Consider the following 15,661-nt stretch of genomic DNA (forward strand, 5'->3'; position numbering starts at 1 on the left):
TCTCGTATCCGCACGGCCCGGTCCCGCTTCAGGGGCCGGGCCGTGCGGCGTTTGTCAGTGGCGGCGGCCACAATGGGCGAGTGAGTACGACGAGCCCTGCCGAAGGCCTTCCCGCGCCCGACCGTTCGCCCCGGCTCCGCGAGGCGCTCCTCGCCGCAGCCTTCACCGCCGACGGGCTGCTCGACCTGCTCGGAGCGCCCGCGTACGCCGCCCTCGCCCGCAGCGAGACCGTGCCCGCCCTGCGCGCCACCCGCGGGGACGGCGTCCTGGAGACGCTGGTGCGGCTCTTCCTCCTCCAGCGCCCCGTCGCCTACGAGCGGGCGGAGGCCGCGCTGCCGCTCGAGGACTGCCTGGCCGACGGCTGGGTCGTGCGCGACGGCGACGACGTGCGCGCCACCGTGGACGTGCGGCCGTACGGCGGACCGGAGGGCCAGGACTGGTTCATCGTCTCCGACCTCGGCTGCGCGGTCGGCGGCGCGGGCGGCGCCGGCGGCCAGGGCGAGGGAGTCGTGCTCGGCGTCGGCGGAGCGTCCACCACGCTCGCCGGGATCACCGTGCGCACGCCCGTCTCCTCCGCGCTCGACCTCGGCACGGGCTCCGGCATCCAGGCCCTGCACGCCGCGCAGCACGCCACCCAGGTCACGGCCACCGATCTGAACCCGCGCGCCCTGCACTTCACCCGGCTCACCCTCGCGCTCTCCGGCGCGGCCGGAGCCGATCTGCGCGAGGGCTCGCTCTTCGAGCCCGTCGGCGAGCAGACGTACGACCTGATCGTGTCGAACCCGCCGTTCGTCATCTCTCCCGGCGCCCGGCTGACCTACCGGGACGGCGGGATGGGCGGCGACGACCTGTGCCGCACGCTGGTGCAGCAGGCGGGCGAGCGGCTGAACGACGGGGGGTACGCCCAGTTCCTCGCCAACTGGCAGCATGTGGAGGGGGAGGAGTGGCAGGAGCGGCTGCGCTCCTGGGTGCCGCGCGGCTGCGACGCCTGGATCGTGCAGCGCGAGGTCCAGGACGTGACGCAGTACGCGGAGTTGTGGCTCCGCGACAGCGGCGACCACCGCGGCGACGAAGCCGCGTACGCCGAGCGGTACGACGCGTGGCTCGACGAGTTCGAGGCGCGCAAGACCAAGGCCGTCGGATTCGGCTGGATCACGCTGCGGAAGTCCGGGGCCGAGCGTCCGTCGATCGTCGTAGAGGAATGGCCGCACCCCGTCGAGCAGCCGCTCGGCGACAGCGTCCTGGCGCACTTCGCACGACAGGACTATCTGCGTACGCGGGACGACGCGGCCCTGCTGGCCGACCGGTTCACCCTGGCCGCCGAGGTCGTGCAGGAGCAGGTCGGGATGCCGGGCGCGGAGGACCCCGAGCATGTGGTGCTCCGGCAGAACCGGGGCATGCGGCGCGCCACCAAGGTCGACACCGTCGGCGCGGGCTTCGCGGGCGTGTGCGACGGGTCGCTGAGCGCGGGGCGGATTCTGGACGCCATCGCGCAGCTCATCGACGAGGACCCGGTGCTGCTGCGGGACCGCACGCCGCAGGCGATCCGGCTGCTGGTCGGGGAGGGTTTCCTGGACCCGGTCGCGGCGCCCTGATCCGGACCGGCGCCCCCGGCGGGAGCGAAGGCCCGCACGCCGGCGGGAGCGAGGGCCGGGTTCCAGCCCGGATCAAGGGCCGGATCCCCGCTCGGGAGCGAGGGCTGGGTCCTTGACGGGAGCGCCAGGGAGCGAAGGCCGGCTCCCCCCTCCGGAGTCCCCGCTCCTGCTCAGGAGGGAAAATCGGCCAATGTTCGGTTTGTGTGCTGCATCCCTCCGCGAGAAGTGCAGAGAGAAGGGGAAGGCGAGCCTCCGGTGATCCGGCTCGCGCGACCGGCCGGGTGAACCGCGCCGGGGCTCCCGCCGCGTTCACCCGGAATTCGCACCCCTGACGCCCAGGGGCGCCAGCCTCGGCCTCCGGGAATCCTCGGTGTGAGGAAAAGGACGGGGTGCAGGCATGGAGAGCGGGCCAGCGATCTTCGCCGGAACGGCATTCGCGCTGTTCGGGGCCGGGCTGCTGCTGTGGACGGGGGTCCGCGTGGCGCACCGGGCGCCCGTCGCGCACGGAGTGAGCCCCGCCACGGCCGTCGCCCTGGCGACGCTCAGCGGAGCGGGCTTCCTGGCCCTCGGGGTGTGGTGCTTCGGCCGGGTCTGAATCCGCGCCCGGAGAGACGACGTGCCGGTCCGGGCGGCAGGAATGGCTGGAGTCGGGTTACCGTTCGAGTGGCCGTTGCGGGCTTTTGCCGTTTGACACGGGGGCGGGTTGTACCGTCACACTCCGCAGCGGGCAGCAGCGTCACAGCAGTGCGTACGCCGTACGGCACCGCCGTGATCGCCCACCGAGCGTCGACCGGAGAGAAGAGCGAAGTTGTCCCCGACCAGCGAGACCGCACACGGCGGCCGCCGACTCGTGATCGTCGAGTCGCCTGCCAAGGCGAAGACGATCAAGGGCTACCTCGGCCCCGGCTATGTCGTCGAGGCGAGCGTCGGGCACATCCGCGACCTGCCGAACGGCGCCGCCGAGGTGCCGGAGAAGTACACCGGCGAGGTGCGCCGCCTCGGTGTCGACGTCGAGAACGACTTCCAGCCGATCTATGTCGTCAACGCCGACAAGAAGGCGCAGGTCAGGAAGCTCAAGGAGCAGCTCGCCGAATCCGACGAGCTCTTCCTCGCCACCGATGAGGACCGCGAGGGCGAGGCCATCGCCTGGCACCTGCTCGAGGTCCTCAAGCCCAAGGTCCCCGTCCACCGGATGGTCTTCCACGAGATCACCAAGGACGCGATCCGCGACGCCGTCGCCAACCCGCGCGAGCTCAACAAGCGCATGGTCGACGCCCAGGAGACCCGCCGTATCCTCGACCGCCTCTACGGCTACGAGGTCTCGCCGGTCCTGTGGAAGAAGGTCATGCCGCGGCTGTCCGCGGGCCGCGTCCAGTCCGTCGCCACCCGTCTCGTCGTCGAGCGCGAACGCGAGCGCATCGCCTTCCGCTCCGCCGAGTACTGGGACCTGACCGGCACGTTCTCCACCGGCCGGGCCGGCGACGCCTCCGACCCCTCGTCCTTCTCCGCCCGTCTGAACACGGTCGACGGACAGCGCGTCGCCCAGGGCCGCGACTTCGGCTCCGACGGAAAGCTCAAGTCCGGCCAGGTGCTGCACCTGGACGAGGCGAACGCCCGCTCGCTGGCCGCCGCGCTCGCCGACGCCTCGTTCGCCGTGCGCTCGGTCGAGTCGAAGCCGTACCGCCGCTCTCCGTACGCCCCCTTCCGTACGACGACGATGCAGCAGGAGGCCTCCCGCAAGCTGGGCTTCGGGGCGAAGGCCACCATGCAGGTCGCGCAGAAGCTGTATGAGAACGGCTTCATCACCTATATGCGTACGGACTCCACCACGCTCTCGGACACCGCCGTCGCGGCGGCCCGGGCGCAGGTCACGCAGCTGTACGGCAGCGACTACCTGCCGGAGAAGCCGCGTGTCTACGCGGGCAAGGTCAAGAACGCGCAGGAGGCGCACGAGGCGATCCGTCCCTCGGGCGACCGTTTCCGCACGCCTGCCGAGACCGGCCTGTCCGGCGACCAGTTCCGGCTCTACGAGCTCATCTGGAAGCGGACCGTCGCCTCCCAGATGAAGGACGCGGTCGGCAACAGCGTCACCGTCCGCATCGGCGGACGCGCCTCGGACGGCCGGGACGCCGAGTTCACCGCCTCCGGCAAGACGATCACCTTCCACGGCTTCATGAAGGCCTACGTGGAAGGGGCGGACGACCCGAACGCCGAGCTCGACGACCGCGAGCGCCGTCTGCCGCAGGTCGCCGAGGGCGACGCGCTGGCCGGCGAGGACATCACCGCGGACGGCCACGCGACCAAGCCGCCGGCCCGCTACACCGAGGCCTCGCTGGTCAAGGAGCTGGAAGAGCGCGAGATCGGCCGCCCGTCGACGTACGCGTCGATCATCGGCACGATCCTGGACCGCGGCTATGTGTTCAAGAAGGGCACGGCCCTCGTGCCGTCCTTCCTGAGCTTCGCCGTGGTCAACCTGCTGGAGAAGCACTTCGGCCGGCTTGTCGACTACGACTTCACCGCGCGGATGGAGGACGACCTCGACCGCATCGCGCGGGGCGAGGCGCAGGCCGTGCCGTGGCTGAAGCGCTTCTACTTCGGCGAGGGCGACGCCGCCGGCGCGGCCTCCGAGGCGGGCAACGGCGACGGCGACCACCTCGGCGGGCTGAAGGAACTGGTCACCGACCTCGGCGCGATCGACGCCCGGGAGATCTCCAGCTTCCCCGTCGGCGAGGGGATCGTGCTCCGCGTCGGCCGGTACGGCCCGTACGTCGAGCGCGGCGAGAAGGACGCGGAAGGCCACCAGCGCGCCGACGTCCCGGACGACCTCGCGCCGGACGAGCTGACCGTGGAGTACGCGGAGGAGCTGCTGGCCAAGCCGAGCGGCGACTTCGCGCTGGGCACGGACCCGGCGTCGGGCAACGAGATCATCGCGAGGGACGGGCGCTACGGCCCGTATGTGACCGAGGTGCTGCCCGAGGGCACGCCGAAGACCGGCAAGAACGCGGTGAAGCCGCGCACGGCCTCGCTCTTCAAGTCGATGTCGCTCGACACGGTCACGCTCCAGGACGCGCTGAAGCTGATGTCCCTGCCGCGTGTGGTGGGCAAGGACGCGGAAGGCGTCGAGATCACCGCGCAGAACGGCCGCTACGGCCCGTACCTGAAGAAGGGCACCGACTCGCGCTCCCTGGAGACCGAGGACCAGCTCTTCAGCATCACGCAGGACGAGGCCCTGGCGATCTACGCCCAGCCGAAGGCCCGCGGCCGCGCCGCCGCCAAGCCGCCACTGAAGGAGCTGGGCACCGACCCGGTCAGCGAGCGTCCCGTGGTGGTCAAGGACGGCCGCTTCGGTCCGTACGTCACCGACGGCGAGACGAACGCGACGCTGCGCACCGGCGACAGCGTCGAGGACATCACGCCGGAGCGGGGCTACGAGCTGCTGGCGGAGAAGCGCGCCAAGGGACCCGCCAAGAAGAAGACGGCGAAGAAGGCTCCGGCCAAGAAGGCCCCGGCGAAGAAGGCCCCGGCGAAGAAGGCGGCCGCGAAGAAGACCGCGGCCAAGAAGACGACGGCTGCGAAGAAGACGACCGCCGCGAAGAAGACGACGGCCGCGGCCGCCAAGAAGACGGCTGCGTCGGCGAAGGCGTCGACGGAGGAGTAGCGGGTCCGGCGCGAGGGCCGGCCGGGCACGGCGGGCTGGGCTCTCTGGGTCAGGCCCTCCGGGACCGGCTTGCGCCGGCCCCCGGCGCTCCGCGCGAGCTGTTCTTGGGCGCTTTGGGCGGGGGAGCTTCTGCACCCTCCGCGCAAAGCGCCCATGTGTTCGGGCAGCCCAACGGGGAGCAAGTCGCTCCGGATAGGCTGGGCGAATGACGCGAGCCGAGCAGCCAGCCGAGCAGCAGGCGGTCAACAGCACCGTCACAGAGACTGCCTCAGACTCCGACGCCCTTGCCGCGGACTCCCGTGAGCGCGCCGTGCGCGCTCTGCTGCGCAATCCTTCGCTGAGGCGATTGTGGAGCGCGCAGGTCGTCGGCGGCATCGGGGACGCTCTGAGCGTTCTCGTCCTCCTGCTGCTGGCGCTTCAAGCGGCGGTCTCTGCGGGCTCGTTCGGCGACGGCTACCGAGGGGCGGCCTTCGCCGTCGCCGCGGTGCTCGGCGCGCGAGTCCTCGCGACGCTGCTCTTCGGCGCCGTACTGCTCGGCCCGATGACGACGCTCACCGCGCCGAACGGACCGCTCGACCGCCGCTGGACCATGATCGGCGCGGATGGCGTGCGGGTCGCCCTTCTGGTCATCGCGCCGCTATGGATCGACTGGACGCCGGACTCGGCGCTCGCGATGCTCCTCGTCACCGCCTTCGTGACCGGCGTCGCCGAGCGCTTCTGGACCGTCGCCCGCGAAGGCGCCGCGCCCGCCCTGCTGCCGGCGCCGCCTCTGGAGGGCGCGGCCGTACGGCCCCTGCCGGACCACCTCGACGCGCTGCGGCGCCTATGGCTGCGCACAGGCTTCGTGGTCATCCCCGTCGCCGCCGCGGGCCTGCTCGCCGCCACACTGGTCGGCAACCTGCTCGGCGCCGGCATCGACTGGTTCTCGCTCCACCAGGCGGCCCTCGGGTCGTATCTCGCGGCCGGGCTCTTCGCCGCGTCGGTCTCCACGCTCTACTTCGTCGAGCTGCCCGGCTCGCAGACGCCCCGCCCGCGCTCGCCGCTGGAGGGGCTGCGCCGGCCGTCGAGCGGCGGCGCCCTGGAGAAGGGGCGCACCGGCGGAATACCTCTCTTCGTCCTCGCCTGTGCCGCCGTTGCCGGAGCGATCGCGTCCGCGGCCGCCGTCTCCGTGCTGCACGCATTCGACCTGGGCGGCGGGCCCGCTGCCTTCGCGCTGCTGGTGCTCGCCCTGACCGGTGGAACCGGGGCCGGCATCCAGGCCGCCCACGCGGTCCTGCCCACGCTCTCCCGCCGTCGGCTGCTGGCCCTCGCGCTGGCCGTCACCGGCGTCGCGCTGCTCGCCATGGGGCTCGTGCCCGACACGGCGACCGTCCTGTTCATCGCGCTGCTCGCCGGCTTCGCGGCCGGCGTCGCCGCCAGGATCGGGCACACGCTGATCGACCAGGAGACCGAGGAGTTCCGGCGCGCCCGGATCACCGAGCACCTCCAGGCGGTCGTCCGCGTCGCCATAGCGCTCGGCGCCATCGCCGCGCCCCTGCTCTCCGCCGCGATCGGGCCGCACCGCCTGGCGAACGGCGACTTCGTCTTCGCGCACGGCGGCGCCGGGTTCACGCTGATGCTGGTGGGCGCGCTGCTGCTGCCCGTCGCGGTGATCGTGCTCGCCAAGACCGACGACCGCTCGGGCGTGCCACTGCGCCGCGACCTCGGCGACGCGCTGCGCGGCGGTGCCGACCCGGCGACCGCGATGGCCGCGAACGGTTTCTTCATCGTCATAGAGGGCGGCGACGGCGCCGGGAAGTCCACGCAGGTCGACGCGCTCGCGGAGTGGATCCGGGCCAAGGGCCACGAGGTCGTGGTCACGCGCGAGCCCGGCGCGACGCCGATCGGCAAGCGGCTGCGGACGATCCTGCTCGACGTCTCCTCGGCCGGGCTCTCCAACCGCGCCGAGGCGCTGCTGTACGCCGCCGATCGCGCCGAGCACGTCGACTCCGTCGTACGGCCCGCTCTGGAGCGGGGCGCGATCGTCGTCTCCGACCGCTACATCGACTCCTCGGTCGCCTACCAGGGCGCGGGCCGCGATCTGTCGCCGACCGAGATCGCCCGTATCTCCCGGTGGGCCACGGACGGGCTCGTCCCGCATCTGACGGTGCTGCTGGACGTCTCCCCGGAGACGGCGCGGGAGCGCTTCACGGAGGCGCCGGACCGGCTGGAGTCGGAGCCGGCGGAGTTCCACCAGCGGGTGCGGGCCGGTTTCCTCACGCTGGCGGCGGCCGACCCCGGCCGGTATCTGGTGGTGGACGCCGGCCAGGAGGCCGACGCCGTCACCACGGTCGTACGTCACCGCCTCGACCAGCTGCTCCCGCTCTCCGAAGCCGAGGTGAAGGCGCAGGAGGAGGCCCGCAAGGCGGCCGAGGAGGAGGCCCGGCGGCGCGCCGAGGAAGAGGCGGCGCGCAAGGCCGAGGAGGAGCGGATCGAGCGCGAGCGCCAGGAGCAGCTCGCCAGGCTTCGCGCCGAGGAGGAAGAGCGCAAGCGCCAGGAGCTGGAGGAGGCGCGCCGCCGCGAGGCGGAGCGCCAGGCGGCGGAGGCCCGTCAGCGCGCCGAGGAGGCGCGGCGGCTGGCCGAGGAGGAGCGCCGCCGGCGCGAGGCGGAGGAGAAGGCCCGCCGCGAGGAAGAGGAGCGCCGACGCCGTCAGGCGGAGGAGGAGGCCCGGCTGCGGGCCGAGGCGGAGGAGCGCCGCCTGGAGAAGCAGCGCAAGGCCGAGGAGGCGCTGCTGCGGGCCGAGGAGGCGCGCAGGCTCGCGGAGGAGGCCGCCTCGGCGGCTCAGGCCACGTCTTCTGCCGGCTCTGGCGTCGCGCACGATGTGACCGTCCCGACGCCTGTCGTCAGGCCGGACGAGGTCACCAAGGAGGTGCCCGTTCCGGCGGTGGACGAGACGGCGGTCCTGCCGCCGGTCCGCGACGCCGACGAGACGGCCGTGCTTCCGCCCGTGCGGGATGCGGACGAGACGGCGGTGCTTCCGCCCGTGCGGGATGCGGACGAGACGGCGGTGCTGCCGCCGGTCCGCGAGGACGGCGGGAGCGCCGGCAGGGCTCGGAACGCCGGAGAGTCCGGGAACGCCACAAGGTCTGGGAGCGCCGGAAACGCCGGAAACGCCGGCAACGCTGGGGACGACCGCACCCGCGAGATCCCGCAGGCGTCCGACCGCCCCCGCCGTCGGTCGGACTGGGCGGAGGAGACCCCGCTGGACGACCTCCCGACCCTGGCGGACGAGCTCCTGGGCCCGCGCGAGGGCGACGAGGACGCCGAGGACGACCGGCGCCGACGGCGCTAGAGCGCGCTACAGGGCGCTCCAGAGAAGGCGCCAGGCGGGCGCGGCCCCGGAGAGGGACCGCGCCCGCGGGCGTACGGCGGCGGGCGCGGAAGCCCGCTGCCGGGCCGGCGGTTGGAGTCCGCTGTCAGTCCCCTCCCTCACAATGGGAGACCCACGCACGAAAGGCGGGTGACGGCGCATGGCCGTATGGGACGACATGGTCGGTCAGGAGCGCGTCCACGCGCAGCTGTCCGCCGCCGCCCGCGACGCCGACACCCGTGTCACCGTCCAGGCCCGTGGCGAACAGCCGCCCGACGCCTCCAAGATGACGCACGCCTGGCTGTTCACCGGCCCGCCCGGGTCGGGGCGGGCGACCGCGGCGCGCGCCTTCGCCGCCGCGCTGCAGTGCACCAGCCCCGACCGCGCTCTCGGCGGCGAGCCCGGGTGCGGGTTCTGCGACGGCTGCCACACCACCCTCGTCGGCACGCACGCCGACGTCGAGGTGATCCGTACGGACCTGCTCTCCATCGGCGTCAAGGAGACCCGCGACCTCGTCCGGCGCGCCCAGCTGTCGCCTGCGGGCGGCCGCTGGCAGGTGATCATCCTCGAGGACGCCGACCGCCTCACCGAGGGAGCAGGCAACGTCCTCCTCAAGGCCGTCGAGGAGCCCGCCTCGCGCACGGTCTGGCTGCTGTGCGCGCCCTCGATCGAGGACGTCCTGCCCACGATCCGCTCGCGCTGCCGCCATCTCACCCTCCGTACGCCCCCCGTCGCCGCCGTGGCCGACGTCCTGATCCGCCGGGACGGCATCGAGCCCGCGGTCGCGGAGGCCGCCGCCCGCGCCACCCAGGGCCACATCGGGCGCGCCCGCCGCCTCGCCACGGACGAGCGGACCCGGGCCCGCCGGGCGACCGTGCTGAAGATGCCGCTGCGGGTGGAGGACGTCGGGGGCTGCCTCAAGGCCGCGCAGGAGCTGATCGACGCCGCCGCCGACGACGCGCAGCAGGTCGCCGACGAGACGGACGCGAAGGAGACCGAGGACCTCAAGGCGGCTCTCGGCGCGTCGGCGGGCGGCCGGATGCCGCGCGGCACGGCCGGCGCCATGAAAGAGCTGGAGGACAAGCAGAAGCGCCGCAAGACGCGTACGCAGCGCGACAGCCTCGACCTCGCGCTCACCGACCTGACCGGTTTCTACCGCGATGTCCTCGCCCTCCAGATGGGCTCCGAGATCGCCCTGGCCAACGGCGACGTCCGGGACGCGCTCGACCGGATCGCCCGCGCGTCCACCCCGGCGGCCACCCTGCGCCGGATAGAGGCGGTGGTCGCCTGCCGCGACGCGCTGGACCGCAATGTGGCGCCGCTGCTGGCGGTGGAGGCGATGGCGCTGGCGCTGAGAGCGGGCTGAGGGGCCTCCGCCGAGAGCGGGCTGACGTGCCTCCGCCCGCCCTTGAATCGGGCGCCGAGTCGGCCGACCGGTTGACCGCCTCACCCATATGAGCGCGGAACAGCGCCGATCACAGGGCTGCCGTTACGCTCCCAGGATGGACACCAGGCGACTGTTCCGTACGTCCTCGCTCGCGCTGGCCACCGCCGGCCTGCTGATCTCAGGCTGCACCGGCGGGAGCACGTCGCCCAGCGCCTCCGCCACCGGCGGCCAGCCGGCCTCCGGGGGCAGCGGACCCGTCGCCGCCCTCAAGCCGTACTACTCCCAGAACCTGAAGTGGCGCGCATGCGGAGTGCCCGACTTCGAGTGCGCCACCATGAAGGCCCCGCTGGACTACGCGAAGCCCACGGGGGACTCGATCAAGCTCGCCGTCGCCCGGAAGAAGGCCACAGGCCCCGGCAAGCGCCTCGGCTCCCTGCTGGTCAACCCCGGCGGCCCGGGCGGCTCGGCGGTCGGCTACCTCCAGGCGTACGCGGGCATCGGATACCCCGCCCCGGTCCGCGCCCGCTACGACATGGTGGCCGTCGACCCGCGCGGCGTCGCCCGCAGCGAACCCGTCGAATGCCTCAGCGGCAAGGAGATGGACGCCTACACCCAGATCGACCAGACCCCCGACGACGCGGCCGAGACGAGGCTTCTCGCCGCGTCGTTCAAGAAGTTCGCCGCGGGCTGCGAGAGGCGCTCGGGCGAGATCCTGCCGCATGTCTCCACGGTCGAGGCGGCCCGTGACATGGACATTCTGCGGGCGGTGCTGGGCGACGAGAAGCTGACGTACGTCGGCGCCTCGTACGGCACGTTCCTCGGCGCGACGTACGCCGAGCTGTTCCCCGACCGGACCGGCCGGCTCGTGCTCGACGGCGCGATGGACCCCTCCCTGCCCTCCCGGGAGATGAACCGCGACCAGACGGCCGGCTTCGAGACCGCCTTCCAGTCCTTCGCCGCGGACTGCGTCAAGCAGCAGGACTGCCCGCTGGGCGCCACGTCGACCGCGGACGCCTCCCGCCGCCTCAAGGCGTTCTTTAAGGAGCTGGACGCCAAGCCGGTGCCGACCGGCGAGAGCCGCAAGCTCGGGGAGTCGCTGGCCACGACGGGCGTGATCGCCGCGATGTACGACGAGGGCGCGTGGCCCCAGCTGCGCGAGGCGCTCGCGTCGGCCATGGCGGGCGACGGCGCGCCGCTGCTCGTGCTGGCGGACACGTACTACGAGCGCGACAGCGACGGCTCGTACGCGAACCTGATGTATGCCAACGCCGCGGTGAACTGCCTCGACCTGCCGCCCGCCTTCACCGGCCCGGAGGCAGTCAAGGAGGCGCTCCCCGAGTTCGAGAAGGCGTCCCCGGTCTTCGGCAGGGGCTTCGCGGGGGCGTCGCTGAACTGCGCGTACTGGCCCACCCCGGCCACCGGCGAGCCCCACCGCATCGAGGCGAAGGGCGCGGCCCCGATCGTGGTCGTCGGCACCACCCGGGACCCGGCGACCCCGTACAAGTGGGCGCAGGGGCTGGCCGGGCAGCTGTCGTCGGGGCGGCTGCTGACGTACGACGGCGACGGCCACACGGCGTACGGCCGGGGCAGCGACTGCGTCGACACGGCGATCAACAAGTACCTCCTGGAGGGCACGCCTCCGCAGGACGGCAAGCGCTGCTGATCACCGGCGGTGCGCCCGCCGGCGGCGAGGCGGGCGATGGCGGGGCAGGCGCTGTGGAGCAGGTGCTGTGGGGCGAGCACCTGCCCGATAAGGCATGTATAGACCCCTATGAGTGATCTCGCCCCACGACCTGCGCCACGACGGGGGCCGTGGCCCCGGACCTGGTACGGAGCACCCGAAAGAACCCTGTAGACTTGGCGCCGCTGCTGATGCGAACGTGTCCTTGCGGGGATGGTTATATCCGCAGCTTGCCGCCTTAGCTCAGTTGGCCAGAGCAACGCACTCGTAATGCGTAGGTCTCGGGTTCGAATCCCGAAGGCGGCTCGGATTAACCCCAGGACTCACTCGCCGTGACCTGGGGTTTTTTCATGCCCCGAGCAGGCGGGGGCGGAGCGCGGTGATCTTCGCGCCCTCCTGCGTGCCCATGGTGTGGCCATCCTGCGGGGCGGCCGCTTCGGCGGCCCTCTCCTCAAGGCGATACTAAGGAAGCCCAGCTCGGACTCAGTCTGAGCTGGGCTTCCTCGTTCAGTGACGGTGACGGCGGTGGCGGCGCGCGCTGTCCCGCTGCGTCAGGACTTGGGCAGGGTGTTGATGTGGCGGGTGCCGTTCGCGTAGAAGCCGTCCACCGCCTGCTGGACGTCCTTCAGGGGCACCGCCTTGGCGTCCTGGTAGTAGAGCCAGTTGACCCGCATGTCCCAGGTGCGTGCGCCGGCGAAGGGGAGGTCGACCAGCCAGGCGCTGAAGTGGATGCCCATCCGCTCGCGCGGGAAGTACTTCTTGCCGCTCGTGAACAGCTCGCGGCCGTCCAGGGAGTACGTGACCTTGTCGTCCACCGCCGTGATCATCAAGGTGTGCCAGCCCTCCAGGGGCTTCTCCTTGAGCGCGCGGGTGACCCGGTCGCCGTCCTTGCTGCTCTGCCAGCTCGTGGTGTCGAGCCGGGGGCCCACCGCGCCCCAGCCGCCGTTCGGCATGTACTCGTAGTCGAGTTCGCTGTACTTGCGCGACTTCTCGTTGGGGGAGATGGCGAAGAAGGACTCGTTGATGTGGTCGCCGTCGCGGCCGCTCGTGGGCGCGTCGGCGAAGTAGACGCGGGCGGCCAGCGTGCCGGTGAAGAAGTCGGCCTTGGCGCTCTTCAGCTCGGACTGGCGCGTGCCGCCCTTCGTTCCGTCGGTGGTGACCCGGAGTTGGAGTGCCTGGCCGCCTTGCGCCTTCTCCGTCGACGGGAAGCTGACGTTGTCGCTCGACCAGGTGCCGCGGATGCCCGGACCGCCTCCGCCGGTGCGGGCCTGCCAGCCGTTCGTGGCGAGCGCGGGGTCGTCCGGGCCGCTGTAGTGGAAGTTGTCGAAGAGGATTCCGCGCGGCGGTGCGGCCGGTGCGGCGACCGTGGAGGGCGAGTCCGGCGCGGAGGCGCTGCCGTTCGGCGCGTCTCCCCAGACGAGCGTGCCCCGCAGATGCGCGGTCAGCAGCTTCGACGGTCCGTAGTGGGTGGCCTTCGCGTCGAACGAGTGGTCGTCCGTCTGCTTCAGCGGCTTGCGGTCGAGGCGGTAGAGCTGAAGACCGATCGCCTGGCTCGTCTCGCCGGGCCCCAGGTCGCCCGCTCCCTCGCCGAAGCCGATCTGGAGGTACTGGCCGGCCTCGGCGGCCGGATCGGACGGCTCCTCGACCTTGGTGGTGACGTTCGAGCAACCGACCTTCGTCTGGACGCAGTTGGCGCCGTGCGGGGCGTCGTCGTCCGCCGAGAAGTAATACCGGACGGTCACATCGCTCAGCGACACGGTCTTCTTGGAGCTGTTGATGACCTCCACCCACGGCTTGGCGACGGCGTCCGTCGACGACGAGCCATTGCGATAGCGAACCGTGAGCTCAGTGGATTCCGAATCGGCGGAACGCCACTGGGGATAGAACTTGACGGCGCCGACGGTCGCGCCAGCGAGTACGGCCACGGCGAGCAGGAGTTTGAGCACGGTCCACGCGCGACGAGGAGAATTGCTGCGACGGCGGCGGCTCACGGAAGCTCCTTGGCACAACTATGGACGGTCTTTTTGCGACGGTCATCGTAACCATGGTTCGCAGGAGTCGGGGAGCCCCGGTGGGAACCTTCCGTTTTCCCGAATGTCCGTCCTCGCAGACCGCCGCTCCTGGGTGCCAGGACTTCATGGCGGAAGGGCCTCGGCTGACCCCATATCGGTGTGGTCTTGGTCACTTTTCGGGGTTGCGTTGAGTCATTGAGGGCGTCCGGTTTGGCCGTTTTCGCCGGATGTATAGTTGCTGTATTCAACGACGTTCAACCGGACGAATGCCGGAATTCTCAACTCCATTTCTCGCCGCACCGAGCGCCCGCTTATGCGTGGGGTACCTTCTCGATGTGTTTTCACAGGATCAACACAGCCATGTCGATCCTGTGCATGGGGCTGAGGGTGGGGGAGAAGGTTTTGTCTGGCACTACCGCGCGCCGTGCGCGCCGCTCGCGTGGTGCGCGCGTCGAAGCGCCGCGCGCATCGGGCAGCCGGCACCGAAGAGGCCGCGGCAGCCCTGTCCTTCCCGAGGTGGACGCCACCACCCTCTACGACACCGTCGTGCTCGTCCCCGCGCGGAACGAGGAGGTCGGAGTCTTCACGTCGCTGGAGTCCCTGGCCGGGCAGACCCGGCGCCCCGACCTCATCATCGTGGTGGTCAACAACTCGACCGACCGGACCGATGAGTTCGCCCGCCAGTTCGCGGACGACGAGAGCACGCCGCAGACGGTGGTCCTGACCCTCGACGACAACCCGCACAAGAAGGCAGGCGCCCTCAACTACGGCCTCCAGTGGCTCAGGCAGGCCGTCGGCGGCCGGCTGACCAACGCCGTGCGGCACGTCCTCGTCATGGACGCCGACACCGAGCTGCACCCGAGGTTCGTCGAACGCGCCCGCAACGTCATCGCGTCCGACCCGGAGCTCGGCGGAGTCAGCGCCGCCTGCCTCGGCCGCACCGGGCTGTGGCGCAACCCATGGCAGCGGTACCTGCTCGGCATGCAGATCATCGAGTACGGCAGGGCCGGCAACACCCGGTTCCGCAGGGACGTCCACACCATGTCGGGGGCCGGCTCGTTCTACCGGAGCGAGGCCCTCCAGGGCCTGCTCGACTGGCGGGGGCAGGTCTTCTGGGAGGACCACCGGAACCTGGTCGAGGACTACGAGACCACGCTGGCCCTCAAGGAGTCCGGCTGGAAGGTCACGGCCAACCAGTTCTGCATCGCGTACACCGACCTCATGCCCACGCTGCGCGAGCTGATCCAGCAGCGCGAGCGGTGGAGCCGCGGCACCGTGGACGCCCTGCGCGCCCGCGGGTGGACGAAGTTCACCTGGCACACCATCATCACACTCATCCTGGGGCTCATCGGCGCCGCCTACATCCTCGGATACGGCGGAACACAGCTCGTGATGGCCGCGAAACACGGCTTCTCGGAGCAGCCGATCTTCTTCGCGCTCTTCGCCTTCTGGATCATCTATCCGGCACTACGGGTCCGGAGCCTCGGCTGGAAGGCGATGCTCGTCGAGGCCCTGCTCATTCCGGAGCTGGTATTCACCGTCGTACGGACCTACTGGCTCGTCTCGTCGATCGTGAAGTCCTATGTCACTCGCGTATCCGCCTGGAAATGAAAAAAGGAGAGAGATGAATTCCCTCAAGGGCTTGGGGGTCTGCGCGGTGCTCGCAGCCATCGCCTATGCGCTGACGCAGGCGCCGGACATCGAATTGGTGATTCTCTACGTCAGTATCGGCCTCATCACCTTGACGCTGCTCGGGTACATGGCCTCCCTCCGGCGTCGCCGCAGGGACCATCGCGTCGCCGCCGGCCGCCACTAAGCAGCCTCGATTCCTCGGCAGGGTCCCGGCCGGATTTCGGGGTGCCCGGAGTGCTTCTGGAATTTGCGGATCCGGTTTTCCGTCGGCCGTCGGAAGCCGTCCGTAGGCCCTCCGTAGGCCTTCCGCAGGCCCTCCGGAAGCCGCCGGAGGTCGTCGAAAGCCC

Annotated in this window: 9 protein-coding genes and 1 tRNA gene; 9 read left to right on the forward strand and 1 reads right to left on the reverse strand. The window is 71.4% G+C overall.

Translation table 11 applies throughout. The annotated features are described in order from the left end of the window. The first annotated feature begins 80 nt into the window (after positions 1-80). From AB0M39_RS21025 to AB0M39_RS21055, 7 genes are all read left to right on the forward strand, one after another. The gene (locus tag AB0M39_RS21025; protein ID WP_365366464.1) at positions 81-1,595 is read left to right on the forward strand and encodes a methyltransferase; all 1,515 of its coding nucleotides are present in this window, start codon (positions 81-83) and stop codon (positions 1,593-1,595) included. 397 nt (positions 1,596-1,992) lie between these two features. Next, entirely contained in the window at positions 1,993-2,190 is a 198-nt protein-coding gene (locus tag AB0M39_RS21030) for a hypothetical protein (protein WP_365366466.1), read from the forward strand. A 213-nt stretch (positions 2,191-2,403) separates the two neighbouring features. Next, positions 2,404-5,253 (forward strand): type I DNA topoisomerase, encoded by a 2,850-nt coding sequence (topA, locus tag AB0M39_RS21035; protein ID WP_365366468.1) that lies wholly within the window; start codon positions 2,404-2,406, stop codon positions 5,251-5,253. A 205-nt stretch (positions 5,254-5,458) separates the two neighbouring features. After that, positions 5,459-8,584: a dTMP kinase gene (gene tmk, locus AB0M39_RS21040; RefSeq protein WP_365366470.1), complete on the forward strand. Its 3,126-nt coding sequence runs from the start codon at positions 5,459-5,461 to the stop codon at positions 8,582-8,584. A gap of 178 nt (positions 8,585-8,762) precedes the next feature. Next, complete coding sequence (locus tag AB0M39_RS21045; RefSeq protein WP_365366472.1) at positions 8,763-9,968, forward strand: DNA polymerase III subunit delta'; 1,206 nt, start codon at positions 8,763-8,765, stop codon at positions 9,966-9,968. Positions 9,969-10,104: 136 nt separating this feature from the next. Then, a complete protein-coding gene (locus AB0M39_RS21050; RefSeq protein WP_365366474.1) occupies positions 10,105-11,652 on the forward strand; it encodes an alpha/beta hydrolase in 1,548 nt (515 codons plus the stop codon). Positions 11,653-11,902: 250 nt separating this feature from the next. Continuing rightward, positions 11,903-11,976: transfer RNA gene (locus AB0M39_RS21055), tRNA-Thr, on the forward strand. 245 nt (positions 11,977-12,221) lie between these two features. Here the strand turns inward: AB0M39_RS21055 and AB0M39_RS21060 are convergent. Then, positions 12,222-13,661 (reverse strand): cellulose binding domain-containing protein, encoded by a 1,440-nt coding sequence (locus tag AB0M39_RS21060; protein WP_365366476.1) that lies wholly within the window; start codon positions 13,659-13,661, stop codon positions 12,222-12,224. Between the two features lie 537 nt (positions 13,662-14,198). Here AB0M39_RS21060 and AB0M39_RS21065 point away from each other — a divergent pair. Further along, complete coding sequence (locus tag AB0M39_RS21065; protein ID WP_365366478.1) at positions 14,199-15,293, forward strand: glycosyltransferase family 2 protein; 1,095 nt, start codon at positions 14,199-14,201, stop codon at positions 15,291-15,293. A gap of 13 nt (positions 15,294-15,306) precedes the next feature. After that, positions 15,307-15,498: a hypothetical protein gene (locus AB0M39_RS21070; RefSeq protein ID WP_365366481.1), complete on the forward strand. Its 192-nt coding sequence runs from the start codon at positions 15,307-15,309 to the stop codon at positions 15,496-15,498. Positions 15,499-15,661: the final 163 nt, after the last annotated feature.

The sequence above is a fragment of the Streptomyces sp. NPDC051907 genome (genome assembly GCF_040681075.1).
Taxonomy (GTDB): Bacteria; Actinomycetota; Actinomycetes; order Streptomycetales; family Streptomycetaceae; genus Streptomyces.